The organism is Rhizobium sp. A22-96, assembly GCF_053521805.1.
In genome coordinates, this window is sequence record NZ_JBNWDQ010000005.1 from 251,442 (window position 1) to 268,552 (window position 17,111).

Annotated in this window: 18 protein-coding genes; 6 read left to right on the forward strand and 12 right to left on the reverse strand. The window is 60.9% G+C overall.

Annotated features, from left to right (window positions below; all coding sequences use genetic code 11):
* Positions 1–303, reverse strand: coding sequence for an NIPSNAP family protein (locus tag ACQZ6F_RS22740; RefSeq protein ID WP_449094200.1), 303 nt, complete (start codon positions 301–303; stop codon positions 1–3).
* Positions 300–1,214, reverse strand: a complete 915-nt coding sequence (locus tag ACQZ6F_RS22745) for a DMT family transporter (RefSeq protein WP_449094201.1) — start codon at positions 1,212–1,214, stop codon at positions 300–302. The genes ACQZ6F_RS22740 and ACQZ6F_RS22745 overlap by 4 nt, the downstream gene beginning before the upstream one ends.
* A 108-nt stretch (positions 1,215–1,322) precedes the next feature.
* Here ACQZ6F_RS22745 and ACQZ6F_RS22750 point away from each other — a divergent pair, with 108 nt between their 5' ends.
* Entirely contained in the window at positions 1,323–1,787 is a 465-nt protein-coding gene (locus tag ACQZ6F_RS22750) for an Lrp/AsnC family transcriptional regulator (RefSeq protein WP_077468496.1), read from the forward strand.
* 98 nt (positions 1,788–1,885) lie between these two features.
* Here ACQZ6F_RS22750 and ACQZ6F_RS22755 read toward each other — a convergent pair whose 3' ends face one another.
* Together ACQZ6F_RS22755 and dut are read right to left on the reverse strand one after the other, a co-directional pair.
* On the reverse strand, positions 1,886–2,779 hold the full coding sequence (locus ACQZ6F_RS22755; RefSeq protein ID WP_449094202.1) for a GNAT family N-acetyltransferase: 894 nt from the start codon (positions 2,777–2,779) through the stop codon (positions 1,886–1,888).
* A complete protein-coding gene (dut, locus tag ACQZ6F_RS22760; RefSeq protein ID WP_449094203.1) occupies positions 2,779–3,249 on the reverse strand; it encodes a dUTP diphosphatase in 471 nt (156 codons plus the stop codon). Before dut ends, ACQZ6F_RS22755 begins: the two co-directional genes overlap by 1 nt.
* 91 nt (positions 3,250–3,340) lie before the next feature.
* On the opposite strand from dut, the gene ACQZ6F_RS22765 reads away from it, so the two are divergent.
* Positions 3,341–4,924, forward strand: a complete 1,584-nt coding sequence (locus ACQZ6F_RS22765; RefSeq protein WP_449094204.1) for a peptide chain release factor 3 — start codon at positions 3,341–3,343, stop codon at positions 4,922–4,924.
* Between the two features lie 30 nt (positions 4,925–4,954).
* On the opposite strand, the gene ACQZ6F_RS22770 is transcribed toward ACQZ6F_RS22765, so the two are convergent.
* On the reverse strand, positions 4,955–5,752 hold the full coding sequence (locus ACQZ6F_RS22770; RefSeq protein ID WP_449094205.1) for a helix-turn-helix domain-containing protein: 798 nt from the start codon (positions 5,750–5,752) through the stop codon (positions 4,955–4,957).
* A gap of 100 nt (positions 5,753–5,852) precedes the next feature.
* Positions 5,853–6,242 carry a nuclear transport factor 2 family protein gene (locus ACQZ6F_RS22775; RefSeq protein ID WP_077468500.1) on the reverse strand — a complete coding sequence of 130 codons (390 nt, stop codon included), beginning with the start codon at positions 6,240–6,242 and terminating at the stop codon, positions 5,853–5,855.
* 374 nt (positions 6,243–6,616) lie between these two features.
* On the opposite strand from ACQZ6F_RS22775, the gene ACQZ6F_RS22780 reads away from it, so the two are divergent.
* On the forward strand, positions 6,617–7,642 hold the full coding sequence (locus ACQZ6F_RS22780) for an iron ABC transporter substrate-binding protein (RefSeq protein ID WP_449094206.1): 1,026 nt from the start codon (positions 6,617–6,619) through the stop codon (positions 7,640–7,642).
* Positions 7,643–7,667: 25 nt separating this feature from the next.
* Positions 7,668–8,192 (forward strand): tRNA (N6-threonylcarbamoyladenosine(37)-N6)-methyltransferase TrmO, encoded by a 525-nt coding sequence (gene tsaA / locus ACQZ6F_RS22785; RefSeq protein ID WP_449094207.1) that lies wholly within the window; start codon positions 7,668–7,670, stop codon positions 8,190–8,192.
* Positions 8,193–8,352: 160 nt separating this feature from the next.
* Here tsaA and ACQZ6F_RS22790 read toward each other — a convergent pair whose 3' ends face one another.
* From ACQZ6F_RS22790 to ACQZ6F_RS22800, 3 genes are all read right to left on the reverse strand, one after another.
* Positions 8,353–8,562, reverse strand: coding sequence for a TOBE domain-containing protein (locus ACQZ6F_RS22790; protein WP_068397781.1), 210 nt, complete (start codon positions 8,560–8,562; stop codon positions 8,353–8,355).
* A gap of 65 nt (positions 8,563–8,627) precedes the next feature.
* Positions 8,628–10,142: a choline-sulfatase gene (gene betC, locus ACQZ6F_RS22795; protein ID WP_449094208.1), complete on the reverse strand. Its 1,515-nt coding sequence runs from the start codon at positions 10,140–10,142 to the stop codon at positions 8,628–8,630.
* Positions 10,143–10,161: 19 nt separating this feature from the next.
* A complete protein-coding gene (locus ACQZ6F_RS22800) occupies positions 10,162–11,109 on the reverse strand; it encodes a choline ABC transporter substrate-binding protein (RefSeq protein WP_449094209.1) in 948 nt (315 codons plus the stop codon).
* A 99-nt stretch (positions 11,110–11,208) separates the two neighbouring features.
* Here ACQZ6F_RS22800 and ACQZ6F_RS22805 point away from each other — a divergent pair, with 99 nt between their 5' ends.
* Positions 11,209–12,135, forward strand: a complete 927-nt coding sequence (locus tag ACQZ6F_RS22805; protein ID WP_449094210.1) for a choline sulfate utilization transcriptional regulator — start codon at positions 11,209–11,211, stop codon at positions 12,133–12,135.
* On the opposite strand, the gene otsA is transcribed toward ACQZ6F_RS22805, so the two are convergent.
* Both otsA and otsB read right to left on the reverse strand, forming a co-directional pair.
* Positions 12,107–13,498: an alpha,alpha-trehalose-phosphate synthase (UDP-forming) gene (gene otsA / locus ACQZ6F_RS22810; protein ID WP_449094211.1), complete on the reverse strand. Its 1,392-nt coding sequence runs from the start codon at positions 13,496–13,498 to the stop codon at positions 12,107–12,109. The genes ACQZ6F_RS22805 and otsA overlap by 29 nt on opposite strands.
* A gap of 49 nt (positions 13,499–13,547) precedes the next feature.
* A complete protein-coding gene (gene otsB / locus ACQZ6F_RS22815; protein WP_449094212.1) occupies positions 13,548–14,342 on the reverse strand; it encodes a trehalose-phosphatase in 795 nt (264 codons plus the stop codon).
* Positions 14,343–14,932: 590 nt separating this feature from the next.
* Between otsB and ACQZ6F_RS22820 the strand changes: the two genes are divergently transcribed.
* Positions 14,933–15,748 (forward strand): class II glutamine amidotransferase, encoded by an 816-nt coding sequence (locus ACQZ6F_RS22820; protein WP_449094213.1) that lies wholly within the window; start codon positions 14,933–14,935, stop codon positions 15,746–15,748.
* Here the strand turns inward: ACQZ6F_RS22820 and coaBC are convergent.
* On the reverse strand, positions 15,735–16,946 hold the full coding sequence (gene coaBC, locus ACQZ6F_RS22825; protein ID WP_449094214.1) for a bifunctional phosphopantothenoylcysteine decarboxylase/phosphopantothenate--cysteine ligase CoaBC: 1,212 nt from the start codon (positions 16,944–16,946) through the stop codon (positions 15,735–15,737). The two genes, ACQZ6F_RS22820 and coaBC, sit on opposite strands and share 14 nt — an antisense overlap.
* Between the last annotated feature and the right edge of the window lie 165 nt (positions 16,947–17,111).

Genomic DNA, 17,111 nt, shown 5'->3' on the forward strand with positions numbered 1-17,111 from the left:
TCAGAAGACCGGCCGCATGAAGCTGCGCTCATAGCTGACGATGCAGCGCGTTTCCTCGCCATAGGCAAGGGCGGCTTGGCATTCCGCGTCCTCGGGTATTTTCAGCCGATACTCCTCATAGGCCGTAAGGCTCGGGAAGCTGAATAGCGCGAGCGCGATGTTGCTGGCGCCTTCATGCGGCATGAAATAGCCGTGATGCGTGCCGCCAAGCCGGTTGACCAGCGGGATCCAGAGCTTTGCGTAATGCTCGAATTGGGCAAGCTTGTAGGGGTCGATGACGTAGCGCAGGTAGCAGGTGATCATTCGGCTGTTCCCTTCGAAAGATCACTGCTTTTAGGACGGGGCAGGGGGATCGTCCAGCCGAGATTCATGCCCGCTGCCGCCCCCAGAATGACGATGGCACCGATGATTTGCGCGACGCCGAGCACATGGCCGAAGGCAAAGCGATCGACGACGATGGCGGCGATCGGATAGATGAAGGAGAGCGCGCCCGTGAGATGCGTCGGCAGCCTCTGGATCGCTCCATAGAGCAGCACATACATCAGGCCGGTATGGACGATGCCCATGGTAATGAGAATGGACCAGCCGCCGGCATCATGCGGAGCGGCGGAGAAATCGGTAAACGGGATGAGCATCAGGACGCCGGTCGAGACCTGGATGAGCGCGATGAGATGCGGCGGCGTGCCCTTCAGCCACTTCGCGGCGATGGCGGCCAGTGCGTAGAAGAAGGCAGCGCTGAGCGAAAGCAAAATGCCGATCGCATAGCTTGCCGTCCCGCCCGTTTCCGTGGGCTTACCCTCGACGATGACGACCATGCCGGCAAAGGCGAGGCCGAGCCAGAAGAGCTTGGTAAGCGTGATCTTTTCACCCAGGAACAGCGCGCCGAGCCCGAGCAGCATGAAGGGCTGTGTGTTGTAGACGGTCGTGGCGATCGAGATCGAGGCATGCGAGTAAGCAGCGAAAAGCAGCAGCCAGTTGAGGACGATGGCAACCCCGCCGGCAACGGCGATGGAGAATGTCTTCACGGTCAGTATGCCGGGGCGCAGCAGGCCCATGACGGCGCAGACGCCAAGAAGCGTCATCGCGCCGAAGAGGCAGCGCCAGAACACTACGCCGGTCACCGGCTGCCCCGACATCAGAACGAACCAGCCGATCGTCCCCGAAATCAGCATCGCCGCCGTCATTTCCATCGTACCGCGTCGTATCTCGCTCATTGCCCGTGCTCCCGTATGTGGCACCAGATGATATTGCGGCGAGATTATCAGTGATATAGGTTTAATAAGGTGATGTAGAGTTTCCTCCTAATTAAATGAGGTGATGGAATGGGCGTGCCTAATGCGGCGATTGGCTTGGATGAGACGGACCAGCGGATGCTCGAAGCGCTGGCGCGCAATGCCCGGATATCGCTGAAGGAGCTGGCGGAGGCGGCCGGCCTGTCGTCACCCAGCGCCGCAGAACGACTGCGTCGACTGGAGGAGCGCGGCGTCATCTCGGCCTTCACCGTGGATATCGCACCGGAGGCCATCGGCTATCCCCTGCAGGCGATCGTTCGCATCCGGCCTTTGCCCGGCCAGTTGCACGTCGTCGAGCGCATCATTCAGGAGACGCCGGAATTCATCGAATGCGACAAGGTCACCGGCGATGATTGTTTCATCGGCCGTCTGGTGGTGCGCTCGATGGGTGAGCTTGATGGCATATTGGACAAGATCACCGAGCGGGCCGAAACGAATACGTCGATGATCAAGGCGACACCGGTCAAGCGTCGGCTGCCACCGCTTTCGCGCTAGAGCAATTCCAGCAAAAGTGCGGAGCGGTTTTGCGTCCGGAATTGCGTGAAAACAAAGAGATAGAGCATTTCGGTCACTTCGATTAAAACGGAAATGCTCTAGAACTCGGCCATGGGTGACAGCAAGATCGGCCCGGCAATATCGTCTGCAGCCGCGCCGCGCGCCAGCAGCATCGTGTAGCCCTCATAGGGCTCCAGCGATACCTCGCAATCCAGACGATCCGGAGAGAAGCAGATCTCGATACGATCGGGCTCGAGGTCAAGTGCGGACATGATTGCGGCGAGGGATGGCATGGTCGTTCCCACGACGTCGAGAAGCCAGAAAGTCGCGCCATCAAAGGTCCATGCAATCACCGTGTCATCGCCGAGTGCCGTCAGGCGGATCGCGGTATTGAAGCTGGCATTCAGCAGAAACATCTCCGTCTGCCTGGTGACGGCAAAGCGAGCGGAGACCGGCTGCCGGCTTTGCAGGAGCGTCTTGATCAGACGCACATCATCACGCGCTTCCAGGGAGAGCTGCCGGGCAGTCTGCCCGGATTGCTGGGGTTTCGCAGTCTGCGCAATGAAGACATGCTGCTGCAGGGCTCGAAAACCGTAACGCTCATAGAGCGCCGGCTTGTCGGTGAGCAGGAGATCGAGCTCATAGCCCTCGGCCTTCGTTCGCGCAAAGGTGCGCTGCATGAGGTCGCGATAAAGACCGCGCCCGCGCCATTCGGGCCGAACCGCTCCGGACTGATATCCGGCCGCCTTCACGGGCCGGCCATTGATGATCATCGGCATCGAGAAGGCGCTGAAATTGGCGACGCAGCGGCCATCGGCGTCGAAATAGCCTGAGGGCATGCTGCTGGGATCGGGGCCGCCGAATGAAGCCTGCAGGTTGATGTCGATGGAAAACGTGTCCTGCAGCAGATCGACGAGAGCGTTCCAGGCGGAAGGATCGGCGAAATAGTCCTGGCGGAGCGTCAGGCCATGCTGTTGGGCAAGATCGCTCATCACACGCCGGTGGAGCCGAAGCCGCCGGCGCCGCGCGCGGTCTCGCTGACTTCGGTGATCTCGGCGACCCGCACCTGCGTGACCGGAGCGATGATCATCTGGGCGATGCGCATGCCGCGGGTGATCTCGAACGGCTCGTCGCCGAGGTTGATCAACAGCACCTTTACTTCGCCGCGATAATCGCAATCGACCGTGCCGGGCGAGTTCAGGCAGGTGATGCCGTTTTTGAACGCGAGGCCGGAGCGCGGGCGGATCTGCGCCTCAAAACCCTCTGGGATCTCAAAAATGAAGCCGGTGGGGACGAGGGCACGTTTGCCGGGCGCGAGCGTCAGTGGTGCGCCATCCTCGACGCCGGCGCGCAGGTCCATGCCGGCGGCGCCCTTGGTCTCGTAGGCGGGCAGTTCCAGGCCTTCGCCATTCGGCAGGCGGATGAGGTTCAGGGTCGGGCGAGTCTCGGTGTGAATGGTCATGCGGCATTAGTTTGCGCTCGGATGCCCAAGGTCAATTGCAATCCGAGCCCTGAGCCGCTAGATACGGCCGCAATTCACAGGATTTACACGCATGGCCGAAAGTCTCGCCGAGGCGGTCTCCCGCCGCCGCACATTCGCTATTATCGCTCACCCGGACGCGGGCAAGACGACGCTCACCGAAAAGCTGCTGCTGTTCGGCGGCGCCATTCAGCTCGCCGGTGAAGTCAAGGCCAAGAAGGATCGCATGCAGACGCGGTCCGACTGGATGAAGATCGAGCGCGAGCGCGGCATCTCGGTCGTGACCTCGGTCATGACCTTCGAATATGAAGGCAATGTCTTCAACATTCTCGACACGCCCGGCCACGAAGACTTCGCCGACGATACCTATCGCACGCTCACCGCCGTCGATGCCGCCGTCATGGTCATCGATGCTGCCAAGGGCATCGAGCCGCGGACGCTGAAGCTGTTCGAAGTCTGCCGCATGCGCGATATCCCGATCATCACCTTCATCAACAAGATGGACCGCGAAAGCCGCGATCCCTTCGAGATTCTCGATGAGGTAGAAGAGAAGCTGGCGCTCGACACGGCGCCGATCACCTGGCCGATCGGCCGCTCCAAGACCTTCTGCGGTTCCTATCATATTGCCGACAATACCGTGCGCGGTTCCGATACCGAAGTCGAGGCGACCAAGGTCAACGGCCCGCAGGCCGTAGCCGACCGGTTGCCGGAAAACGAGCGTCAGGCCTTCATCGACGAGACGGAGCTGGCGATCGAGGCCTGCCGTCCCTTCGATCAGGAATCATTCCTCGAAGGCCATATGACGCCGGTCTTTTTCGGCTCGGCCCTGCGCAATTTCGGCGTTCGCGATCTCATCAACGCGCTGGGCGCATTCGCGCCGCCTCCACGCGATCAGGTCGCCGATATCAGGACGGTTCACGCCACCGACGACAAGATGACGGCCTTCGTCTTCAAGATCCAGGCGAACATGGACCCGAACCATCGCGACCGCATCGCCTTTGCCCGCATCTGCTCCGGCAAGCTCGAGCGCGGCATGAAGGCGCGCCTGTCGCGCACCGGCAAGCAGCTGGGCCTCACCGCACCGCAGTTCTTCTTCGCCTCGCAACGCCAGCTTGCCGACACCGCCTATGCCGGCGATGTCGTCGGCATTCCGAACCACGGGACGCTGCGCATCGGCGATACGCTGACGGAAGGTGAATCGCTCGTCTTCCAGGGCGTGCCGAACTTCTCGCCGGAAATCCTGCGCCGCGTGCGTCTTGAGGATGCCATGAAGGCGAAGAAGCTGAAGGAAGCGCTGCAGCAGATGGCCGAAGAGGGTGTCGTGCAGCTGTTCTCGCCCGAGGACGGCTCCCCCGCCATCGTCGGCGTTGTCGGCGCGCTGCAGCTCGATGTCTTGAAGGAGCGGCTGATGGCCGAATACGGCCTGCCGGTTTCCTTCGAAATGTCGCGCTTCTCCGTCTGCCGCTGGGTGTCGGCCGACCAGCCCGCCGACCTAGAAAAATTCGTCACCGCGCGTCGTGGCGATATCGCCCGCGATCTCGATGGCGACCCGGTTTTCCTCGCTCAGGACGGCTTCTCGTTGCGCTACGAGGCGGAACGTTACCCGGCTATCAAGATGGTCGCCATCAAGGAATATCACGCCGTCAAGGCGGCGTGATATCAACGACCATTCTCTGATCCTGTCTTTTTATTGGGCGGCGCTCATCAGTTCGGCGTAGTGAACCTCCGTGGTTTCATCCAGTGGAAACATGCATTCGATCCGCAATTCCTGGGTCGTTATCATCTGCGCGGTACCGACCGTCGTCACCAGTGAGAAAAATCTCAGGAGCTGCCCGTCCTTTGCGAACGACAGCGGGATGACGGGTGTGTTTTCGGCCGTTGCCGATGTCTTCCATTCCGCATCCACATCCGGGTAGGCAAGCAAGCTATCGATCAGTTCTTTGGTCCGTGCGTCGATGGCGCGGCCGACGGACTCCCGAAGGACGCGCCCGAGAAGGCTCTTTGCCGTCAGATCCCAATCGGGAATGAAGGGCCGCATGCCCGAGGGATCGAACATGAGATGCAACAGATTACGCGGCGCCGGACGTGCGGCCATATCGATGAAATGGCCGAAAAAGCGAGGGGTCGCATCATTGGTCATCAAGACGTTCCAGTAGCGGTCCATAACGACGGCCGGGAACGGTTCGTGCTGGCGAAGCATGCGCTTGAGCGCATTCGTCACGCCTTGCATCTCGCGATCGTCGAAGCTTGCTTCCGAATAGATTGGCGCATAGCCGGCGGCAAGCAGCAGGCTGTTGCGCTCCCGGAACGGCACGTCCAATGCTTCGGCTAGGCGCAGAACATTCTGGCGGCCGGGAGTGCTCCTGCCGCTCTCGATGAAACTGATCTGTCGCTGCGAAATGCCGGTGTCGAGGGATAGATCGAGCTGGCTCTTGCCGCGCGCGCCCCGCCATGCGCGCAGCTGTGGGCCGAGTTCGTTTGGCATTCTTGGATCTATGCGGGAAGCACTCATGATGCAGGGGCCTCGCTTCATTCGTCTCATTGTGGCGGGGCGTGTTCAACCGCCCCGCCAGCATGGATTGCCGTCAGAACGCGACGGGTCCGACTGATCCGTACCAATGACGCACTTTGGCAGGATCGACCTCGTCCATGTAGAAAAAGTGCGTCATGACCGGCTTGACCACCGCCTGTGTTCGATCGTCGGGCGTCATGGTGACTGTTCCACGGAACACTTTGAGCGATCCGCCATCCCAATATTCGGTAACATCATGCAACGCGGTGAATCCGGTGTCGATGAAGGCGCGCAGGTTTTCGCGAATGGTCTCGCGGCCTTTCCAGTCGGCAATGCCGAGATTGCATGTTGCGTCTTCCGCGAAGCAATTGAAGCCGTCGCCAAAGGTCTTGTCGTCAATTTCCCGCCAGAAGGTCAGCAGCCATTGGGGAGCGTCTGTTTTCGTAAATGACATCGTGGTCATGGGTTTCTCCTGAGCCTGCCGTTGGAACCGGGGTCGCGGCCGCGACATTGTTCCGGGCCAGGGCTCCGTCTGTTGAAGGGCTTTGAAATGCTCTTCCTGCAAGAAGACGGATGTTGGATACCGCGAGACAAACATCTCCTCAATTACACGCGATGTAATGAAAGCCTTTCCATCATGGCGGAGATTGGGTGTGAGACAAGCAGACCGGCCGGATTGCGCGCCGCTTGAAGCGGGACGTCAGCTCGCCATCAAGGCGTCGTGATTGTCGACGGTATGTTTCATTCTGGAATAGTGCCTTCGAGATGTTCCATCCAATATAGCGCTATGCCATAGTGCCGCCCCGGGGATCTATTCGATCATAGCGGGCGGCTTTTATGATGAAATTTCTTGCGGTTCTTGCTCTGGCGTTTGTCGGGCTGCTTCCTGTCTCCGCGCAGGCACGGATTATCACCGACGCGGCCGGACGCACGGTCTCGGTACCGGACAAGATCAACCGCATTGTCGTTGCCGGACCGCCGGCCGCCGTGCTGGTTTATGTTCTGGCGCCGGAAAAGCTGGCCGGCTGGGTGCACGCGCCTGACGATGCCGCCAAAGCCTATCTCATGCCCTCGGTCCAGGCACTTCCAACCGTCGGTCGTCTGACAGGCAAGGGCGGCACGATCAGCGCGCAGGCTGTGATCGACGCCAAGCCGGATATCATTCTCGATGCCGGCACGGTCGACCCAACCTACAAGGCGCTGGCCGATAAGGTACAGGTGGAGACCGGCATTCCCTATGTTCTGATCGACGGCAGCTTTGCCCGCACTGCCGATACGCTACGTGACGTCGGCGCGCTCATCGGCGTTGGCGATCGCGCCAACAAGCTGGCCGACTACGTCGATTCGACGATCAAGGACCTGAACGACAAGCTGGCGACGCTTCCCAATGATCCGCGGCCGCGCGTCTATTATGGTCGCGGCGCCGATGGTTTGGAAACCGGGCTTTCCGGCTCGATCAACCTCGAAATTCTTGATGTCGTGGGCACCATGAACGTCGCAGCCGCCGCCGGAAAAGGCGGATTGACCAAGGTGACGCCGCAACAGGTTGCCGGCTGGAATCCGGATATCATCATCGCCGATGATGAAAAATTCGCCGCATTAGCGAAGAGCGATCCGCAATGGGCTGCTATCAAGGCCGTCAAGGACGGCAAGGTCTTCGTGCCGCCGTCGCTACCTTTCGGCTGGTTCGATTCGCCGCCCGGCGTCAACCGGCTTCTCGGCGTGCGCTGGCTGGAAAAGCTGCTCTACCCGAAGCTTTTCAGGAGTAATTTCACCGATGACGTGAAGGCCTTCTACAAGCTGTTCTATCAGGTCGAGCTGACGGATGATCAAGTGGCAACCCTGCTGAAGGGCTTAAAGTAGCCGGCATAGAAAGAGGAAGACGTTCATGGTGCGTGAGAACGAGATTCGCGAAAACGAGGTGGTCGTCGAGCCGCCTGCGGCCTCGGATGCCGGCCTCACCTTCATCGGCCGCATTTCCACGCCCTGGACATCCCGTATGGAAACGCCGCGCCAGGGGCGGCATGACGGGCCGATCTGCCGGATCGAAATCTTCGAGCCCTGGGTGCTGGCGCTGACGGGAGTGGAGGCTTTCGAGCGCCTGGAGATTCTTTATTGGCTGGATAGATCGCGCCGGGATCTCGTGCTGCAGAGCCCCGCCCGCAATGGCAAGGTGCACGGCACCTTCTCGCTGCGATCGCCGGTGCGGCCAAACCCCATCGGCACATCCATCGTCAAGCTGGAGGCCGTGGAAGGACCGGTCCTGCTCGTTCGCGGTCTGGATTGCCTGGACGGAACGCCGCTGCTCGACCTGAAGCCGGATCGCACCCTGTTCAAACCCATCGCGCCGCCGCAGTCCGGCGATTTCCAGACAGGCGACGGCGAGACGGCACATTACTGCCAGAAGGCTTAGGCACGATCCCGGAAAGCACGAAGCGGTTTTCGGATAGAGCATTTCCGCTTTTCTTCGAATCGCGAAAACGCTCTATCTTTTTGTTTCTTGACGCATTCCGGACGGAAAACCGCTACGCACTTTTCCTGGAAGTGCTCCAAGATCATACCTGTTCTGGTTGTCAGTCGACGGCAACCATGACGTCGGATGCCTTGATGACGGCATAGGCCGAAGCGCCGACCGTCAGGCCCAATTCGTCGACGGCTTCGTTGGTGATCGAAGAGGTGACGATCGAGCCGTTGCCGATATCGATGCGGACATGCGCAGTCGTTGCACCCTTGGTGACTTCGACGACCTTGCCCTTGAGGCGGTTTCTTGCGCTGATTTTCATGGATGTTTCTCCCTATTTGCGACGCGACAATATCGTCTCGACGGGCGGCGGGCTACCCCGAAACCCTATTCGCCGCGCGGAAAGCGCTGGTTTTCCTCCAGCACATTGAGATCCATGTGGTTGCGCATGTATCGCTCCGAGGCCTTCTGCAGCGGCTGATAATCCCAGGGATAATAGGCGCCGTTGCGCAGCGCCGCATAGACGACCCAGCGCCGCGCCTGGCTTTCGCGCACGGCAGCGTCGAAGCTGGCGAGGTTCCAGCGCTCCATGGCCTGCGCGCTCAACCGGTTCAGTGTTTCGGCGTAGGCGGGATCGCTGGCGAGATTTTTGAGCTCCTTCGGATCGGCATCGAGATCGAAGAGCATCGGCGGGTCCTTGTCGCAAAGCGTCAGCTTGTAGCGACCGTCACGGAGACCAACGAGTGGGGCTTCGGACCCTTCGGCGGCATATTCCATCGGCACCGGGCTGCGGCTTCCCGTTCCGTGGGCGAGGGGAGCCAGATCCTCACCGTCGGTCCAGCGGCGCAATGAGGTGATATCGAGCCCGGCCAGGCCCGCCAGCGTAGGTGTAACATCGAGCGTCGACACCGGCTGGTCGATCCGCTTCGGCCGCCAGCCGGGAGCCGCGATCATCAGCGGCACGCGGGCGGAGCCTTCGAAGAAGTTCATCTTGAACCAGAGGCCGCGCTCGCCGAGCATGTCGCCATGGTCGGAGACGAAGAGGATGATGGTGTTATCGGCCATGCGTCCGCGTTCGAGCGTTTCGAGGATCTCGCCGATCTTCTCGTCGACATAGGAGATATTGGCGAAATAGCCGCGCCGCGCCCGGCGGATCTGCTCCGGCGTGATGTCGAAGGCGGTATGATCGCACGCCGTCATCAGCCGCTGGGAGTGCTGATCCTGCTGGTCGAAGGGGATCTCACCGACCTCCGGATCGAGCGCCGGGCAATCCTCGTAAAGATCCCAGAAACGGCGGCGCGCGACATAAGGATCGTGCGGATGGGTGAAGCTGACCGTCAGGCACCACGGCCGTTCGTCGTGCCCACGCGAGAGGTCATAAAGCTTGCGGTTCGCGTGGTAGGCGACCTCGTCGTCATATTCCATCTGGTTGGTGATCTCGGCAACGCCGGCCCCGGTCACCGAGCCGAGATTGTGGTACCACCAGTCGATGCGCTCACCGGGCTTGGTGTAGTCAGGCGTCCAGCCAAAGTCGGCGGGATAGATATCGGTCGTCAGCCGCTCCTCAAAGCCGTGCATCTGGTCCGGACCGACGAAGTGCATCTTGCCCGACAAAGCTGTCTGATAGCCGGCGGCGCGCAGATGATGGGTGAAGGTCGGAATATCAGAGCAGAATTCGGCGGCGTTGTCGTAGACGCGGGTGCGGCTCGGCAGCTGCCCCGACATGAAGGAGGCCCGCGCCGGCGCGCAGAGCGGGCTTGCCGTGTAGCTGTTGGCGAAACGCACGGAGCGTTTCGCCAAAGCTTTCAGGACCGGCGCATGCAGAAACTCGGCCGGCCCATCGGGAAACAATGTTCCGTTGAACTGATCGACCATGAGAATGAGAATATTCGGACGCGACATTCGGGTATTTCCTTGAAGATCAGAGGCCGATGGCGGCTTTGACGGCATCGAGACCGGGTTTGCCATCGATAGTGGTGACGCCGGTAAGCCAGGGCGTCAAGGCATCCGGGTGCGCCTTCAGCCAGGTGGTCGCCGCATCCTTGGCGCTCTCGCCGCCGAGGATCGAGCCCATCAGGGAATTCTCCATGCCGATATCGAAGGTCAGATTGTGGAAGAGCTTGGCGGCATTCGGGCATTGCGCCGCCCAACCGGTGCGCGCCAGCGTATAGACCTCGGCACCACCGTAGTTCGCACCGAAATAGGCATCGCCGCCCGCGAGATAGGCGATCCTGAACCGCTCGTTCATCGGATGTGGCGCCCAGGCGAGGAACACGATCGCCTGCTTGTCCTTGGAGGCGCGCTCTACCTGTGACAGCATGGCCTGCTCGCTCGATTCCACCAGCTCCCAGCCTTTCAGGCCGAAGTCGTTGGCATCGATCATCTTCTGGATATTGGCATTGGCGGGTGCGCCGGGCTCGATGCCGTAGATCTTGTGGTCGAAATCCCCGGCATGCTTCTGCAGGTCGGAGAAGTCCTTGATGCCCTTGTCGGCGACATAGGTCGGCACTGCCAGGGTGAATTTCGCGCCTTCGAGGTTGCGGTTCAGCACCTCGACAGCCTTCGCCTTGTTGAGGTCGTCAACGAAGGCCTTTTGCGCCGGCATCCAGTTGCCGAGGAAGACATCGATCTCGCGGGTTTTCATCGCCTGATAGCCGATCGGCACGGAGAGGGTCTTTATATCGGGCTCGTAGCCGAGAGCGGTCAGCAGCACGCCGGTCACGCCGTTGGTCGAGGTAATGTCTGTCCAGCCCGGGTCGGACATATGGATCGTGCGGCAGCTGTCGCCGTCGGCGCGGGCGATGCCGGCAAAGGAAAGGATGGAGAGAAGGGCGCCGGCGGCGAGCCGACCCATTGCAGACATGCGCATGACGGTGTTTCCCTCTTGTTATTGGATTATTTTATTGAACATCACTAGAGTTCACGCTGTGAAGCAGGCATTTTTCAATAGATGCCAAAAGGAAATTTTATGGCTGAACGTTTGGTGGATCTTGGCTGGCTGCGTATTTTTGTGGAGGTCGGGCGCTCCGGTAGCCTCTCTTCCGCAGCTTTGGCGCTTGGGTTGACGCAGCCGGCCGTCAGCTATCAGATCCGCCGCATCGAAGAGCAGATGGGCGTTTCCCTGTTCCACCGCCAGCATCGCGGCGTCAAGCTTTCGCCTGAGGGGCGGCGCCTGTTCGAGATGGTTGAAAAAGCGGTAGGCGGCGTCGATACGCTGGTGCGCAGCTTTCGTGCCGAGGCGGAGCGGCCGTCCGTCCGGCTGAGAACCGACTATGCGTTCTCCGCTCTCTGGCTGATCCCCCGTATGCATGCCTTCCGGCTGCTCCATCCGGAGGTAGATATCCAGATCGTCGCGACGCAACGGCTGGATCGCGGTGCACCTGACAATGGCGACATCGCCGTTTTCTTCGGATCGCGAAATGAATTCGGCCCAGGAGCGTCGCTGCTATTGCCGGAAAAGGTCGTGCCGATCTGCACCCGCGGCTTTGCCGAGCGTCATGGCCCGTTCACCGATCCCTCGCAATTGGCGCGCGCCACCCTCGTGCATCTCGATTCAGAGATGCCATCGCCATGGTTCGATTGGGAAAGCTATCTCGCAGCATTCGGCATTGCCCATGACAACTCTGCCGGCCGTGGCGACCTGCGCTTCAATACCTATTCATTGGTCGTGCAGGCAGCGCTCAGTGAGCAGGGTGTGGCGATCGGCTGGATGGGCCTCGTCGATTCGTTACTCGCAGCCCGCACATTGGTGACGGCCGGTCCGATGCTGGAAGCATCGGAGCGCGGCTATTGGCTTCTGCCGCCGGCAGCGCCGAGTCCGCATGCGGAGCGGCTGGCGGAGTGGCTGCTGGCAGAAGCGGCTGCGGCTAAGCAGCCATCGCTTCCTCTGCCGTGAGATCAGCCAGGAAAGTCTCGCACCAGTGCAGGACATCGTGCTCCAGCAGATAATCCATCATGCCGCGCCAGCGTTCCTGCCGCTCCTGTAGCGGCATGTTGACGGCGCGCGCCAGGGCATTGGCGGTGCCGTCGACGTCATAGGGGTTGACCAGCAAAGCACCGTGGAGCTTGCGCGCCGCGCCGGCAAATTGCGACAGCACCAGCACGCCGGGATTGTCCGGATCCTGCGCGGCGACATATTCCTTGGCGACAAGGTTCATGCCATCACGCAGCGGCGTCACCAGTCCGACCTTGGCGAGCCTGTAGAGACCGGCCAGGATCGGGCGGCTGATCGAGCGGTTGATATAGCGGATCGGCACCCAGTCGACCGTGCCGATGGCGCCGTTGACCCGGCCGGCCTGTTCGGCCACGGCGTGCTGCATCGCCTCGTATTCCGGCACTTCCGAGCGCGATTTCGGGGTGATCTGCAGATAGGTGACGTTGCGCTGGTGCGCGGGGTTGTTGGTGATGAACCGCTCGAAGGCATCGATGCGCTGCGTGATGCCCTTGGAGTAGTCGAGCCTGTCGACGCCAAGGATCAGGTCGCGGCCCTCGATGCTCTTTCGCGCCTTTTGCACCATGCTGTGCGACGCGGCCCTGCGGGCGAAGGCGGCGAAGCCTGCCGTTTCGATGCCGATGGAATAGGCGCCGCCACGGAAATCATGGCCGTGGGCGCTGAAATGGCCAGGGCTTTTCTCGATACCCATGCCCTCGCGCTTCAGGCAGCCCGCGAAGTTTTCGAGGTCATGATCGGTCTGGAAGCCGAGCAGGTCGTAGGAGGTGAGGCCGCGCATGATCTCTTCATGAACCGGCATGGCCTGCACCACGTCGGCCGGTGGCCAGGGAATATGCAGGAAGAAACCGATGCGGTTCTTCAATCCCATCTGCCTGAGCTCGGCTGCCAGCGGGATGAGGTGATAGTCATGAACCCAGATGACGTCATCCGGCTCGATCAATGGCGCCAGCCTGTGGGCAAAGAAGCGGTTGACGCGGAAATAGCCGGTCATTTCCTTGCGGGCATATTCGGCAAGATCAAGCCTGTAATGGCAGATCGGCCAGAGCACGCGGTTGGCAAAGCCCTGGTAATATTCCTCGACATCGGTCTGGGTCAGATCGGTCAGGGCATAGGTGATATTGCCGTCCTGCGTCATCTCCAGAGACTCCGGTTCGGCCTCGCCGCTCGATTTACCGGACCAGCCCATCCAGATGCCGCCGCGCTCGGCAAGGGCTGCCTGCAGCGCTACCGCAAGGCCGCCTGCAGCCGCAGCGCCCTTGTGATCAGGCACGGAAACACGGTTGGAAACGATGATAAGACGACTCACTGATTATTCCTTTCAAGAGGGCTGGGAGGGCGCCGCAATGATCGGTGGATCATTTGACGAGCGTTGCCAGCACGTCCCTTAAACGCGCGGGTGAGCCAATGGATGCACGAGCCAATGTTTTTCCGTTGCCATCGCTGATGCGCACGGATTGACCGCCGAGGCGATTGGCGGCGGCGAACATCGTCTCATCCGTCACGTCGTCGCCGATGGTCACGGGACGGCGGCCCTCGAAAGGCGCTTCGGTAAGGAATGCCTCGACAGCGCTTCCTTTGTTGGCGTGGGCAGGGCAGATCTCGACCACCATCTTGCCCCGCTGCAGGCTCCAGTCCGGCCCGGCTTCATTGAGGTAGCGTTGCATGGCCTCGACAATGTCAGCCTCGCTGCCGGGTGTTTGCCGGTAGTGGATGGTGACGGCCGCACCCTTGTCTTCGACAATGGCGCCCGGCCAGGCCAGGGCCTCACGGGCGATAGCCTGCTTCATCTCCTGGAAGGCAGGCGGGATATGCGTGCGCCGCAGTCGACCCGCCGCATCGCGCCGTTCTGCGCCGTGCAGGCCAGCTACCGGAAAGCGGAAGGGTGCAAACAGCGGATCGACGAATTCGATCGACCGTCCCGTCACCAGCGCCAGGGCGCCGCCGAGCTGGCGTGAAAGCGCATGGAGGGTCGCGGGAAGATCGTCGGGCACGACGATCGCCTCGGGCGTTTCGGCAAGATCGACCAGGGTTCCGTCGATGTCGAGGAACAGTGCCCAATCGTGAGGATAAAGTGAGAGTGCGGTGAGGGCCGGCTCTTTCAGCGGCCTCGGTGTGGCTTCGCCCTGTTCGGGCTGTTCCTGAGAAGACATGTCGTCTTAGCTAAGGCGCTATTCTCATACGGCAAGGAAAAAAGCGAAATCATCATAAGCCAAAGCCAACAGCGATCTGCTGAAATCGAGGTCCAGGAATGCAAAAGGGGCCGCGCTAGCGACCCCCCATGAGCTTTGGCCCGTAACTGGCCTGAAGCGCTGAGCGCTTCGGGAAGGTGTTGATCAGTGTGAGGGCTGCCTCACAACGTTCACGACCATTTCCATGCCATATACCAAGACCGAAATCCCACTAGACATTGGATCACCTTCCTTTCGTTACGTTTCAGACAAGCTAAACGTAGCTCAAATTTGAGCCGATGCAAGGGGTTCGTTGTTATGGAACTTCATTCTTCTTGTCGCAGCGAAATCTCCCGCATCGCCGCGTCGGCTGCCAGAGCCCGCCGCATCGGGCTTCACGAAGAAAATGTTGCGATGCGAAACGTGATCGGACGAAGCGTCAAATATCTGTCATCTTCGCTGTGAGGGCATGAAAAATTAAGAGTTTGTTACCCATTCCGCATCAACAATCGTCCAAGATTTGCCATTCTCCCGCGGGACAGGAAAACAACGGGAATCGGAGTTAGAGACGCATGTGTCGCTGGGCAGCCTATCGTGGAGACCCCCTCTATCTGGAGGAGCTGGTATCTTCGCCTGCCCACTCCCTGATCGAACAATCCCATTGCGCCACGCGCGCCAAGACGGCGACCAACGGTGATGGCTTCGGCATCGCCTGGTACGGCGACCGGCCGGAGCCGGGCCGCTATCGCGATATCCTGCCGGCCTGGTCCGATTGCAACCTCAAAAGCCTGGCACGGCAGATCCGCTCGCCGCTCTTCCTCGCCCATGTCCGCGCTGCCACCGGCGGCGGCACGCGGCGCGACAATTGCCATCCCTTCGTTCTCGAGAACTGGTCGTTCCAGCACAATGGCCAGATTTCCAACTTCGAGCGCCTGCGCCGTCCGATGGAATCGATGCTCGATGACCGGCTGTTCCATGCCCGCAGCGGCACGACCGATTCCGAGCTCTTGTTCCTGCTGGCAATGCAATTCGATCTGGTGAGTGATCCGGTCGCGGCGATCGCCGAGACCATCGGCTTTGTCGAAGGTCTATCGATCGATCTGACCGGTTCGGCGCTGGTGCGCTTCACGGCCGCCTTCTCCGACGGCAAGTCGCTTCATGCGATACGCTATGCGACAGACCGCAAGGCGCCGACACTCTACGCATCGCCGGTCGGCTCAGGATATTGCCTGGTGTCCGAACCGCTGAACGATGATATCGACGCCTGGCGGGAAATTCCCGATGGCAGTGCCGTGCTCATCGACGATACCGGGGTTCATGTCACGCCGTTCCAGCCGCAGGAGCGCAGGGCCGACAAGCCTCGGATCGCAGCCGCTATCCCTGCTTGAACTGCTCTGATATCAATGCCGCCAGCCTGACAGCCACTTCGTCCTTGTCGAGATCAGGCCATTGCTCGACGCTGTCGTGACGGATGATCTTCACACGATTATGCGTGCCGCCCATGATACCGGTCGCGGGTGAGACGTCATTGGCGACGATCATATCGGCGCCCTTGCGCTCCAGCTTCGCCTTTGCATTGCTCTCGACATCCTGCGTCTCGGCGGCAAAGCCGATGACAAGCTTCGGCCGTTGTGTGTGATGGCCGACCGTCTTCAGGATGTCGGGATTTTCGGTGAGTGCGAGCGTCGGGATGGATTCGCCCGGGTGCTTCTTGATCTTCTGGTCGGAGGCGGACGCCACCTTCCAGTCGGCAACGGCGGCCACCATCACGGCGATATCAGCCGGAAGAGCCGCCAGCACGGCATCGCGCATCTCATCGGCGCGTTCGACATGGATGACGCGCATGCCCGCCGGATCGGGAATGGTGACAGGGCCCGAGACCAGCGTGACGTCGGCGCCAAGCGCTGCAAGTGCTGCGGCTATGGCATGACCCTGACGTCCGGATGAGCGGTTGGCGATGTAGCGCACAGGGTCGATCGGCTCATGCGTCGGACCCGAAGTGACGATGGCTTTCTTGCCGGCAAGCGGCTTGGCGCCGTCATCCAGCCGCATCTCGACGGCAGCGACGATATCGAGCGGTTCGGCCATGCGCCCCGCGCCCGCTTCACCGCTTTCGGCCATTTCGCCCTTCATCGGACCGATAAAGGCGATGCCATCGCCGCGCAGCGTCTCGACGTTACGCTTCGTTGCGGCATGAGCCCACATCTTGGGGTTCATGGCAGGTGCTGCCAGCACGGGCCGGTCGGTTGCAAGCAATATGGTCGAGGCAAGATCGTCCGCCAGCCCGTTTGCCATCTTGGCCAGCAGATCGGCCGTCGCCGGCGCGATCAGCACGAGGTCGCAGTCGCGCGCCAGCCTGATATGGCCGACATCCTGCTCGTCCTGGCGGGAAAACAGATCGGTGAAGACGTGATCGGCGGCCAAGGCACCGACTGCGAGCGGCGTGATGAACTCCTGGGCGCCCGCCGTCATCACGGGGCGCACGCTTGCCCCGCGCTCGCGCAGCCGGCGGATGAGGTCGAGGCTCTTATAGGCCGCGATGCCGCCGGAGATGATGAGAAGGATGCGCTTTCCTGCGAGAACCATGGTTCAACCCGTCGCCTGTTCTTTTGGCAATTAGCCTAAGCCTTTGGCGGATAATAGGCAATCGCAGCGTGCGACTACGGGCACCCACGGGTCGGCGATCACATCGACATCAACTACTTGTCACTTGCTGTAGCTCTTCGGCTCGACAACACTGAACACGTTAAC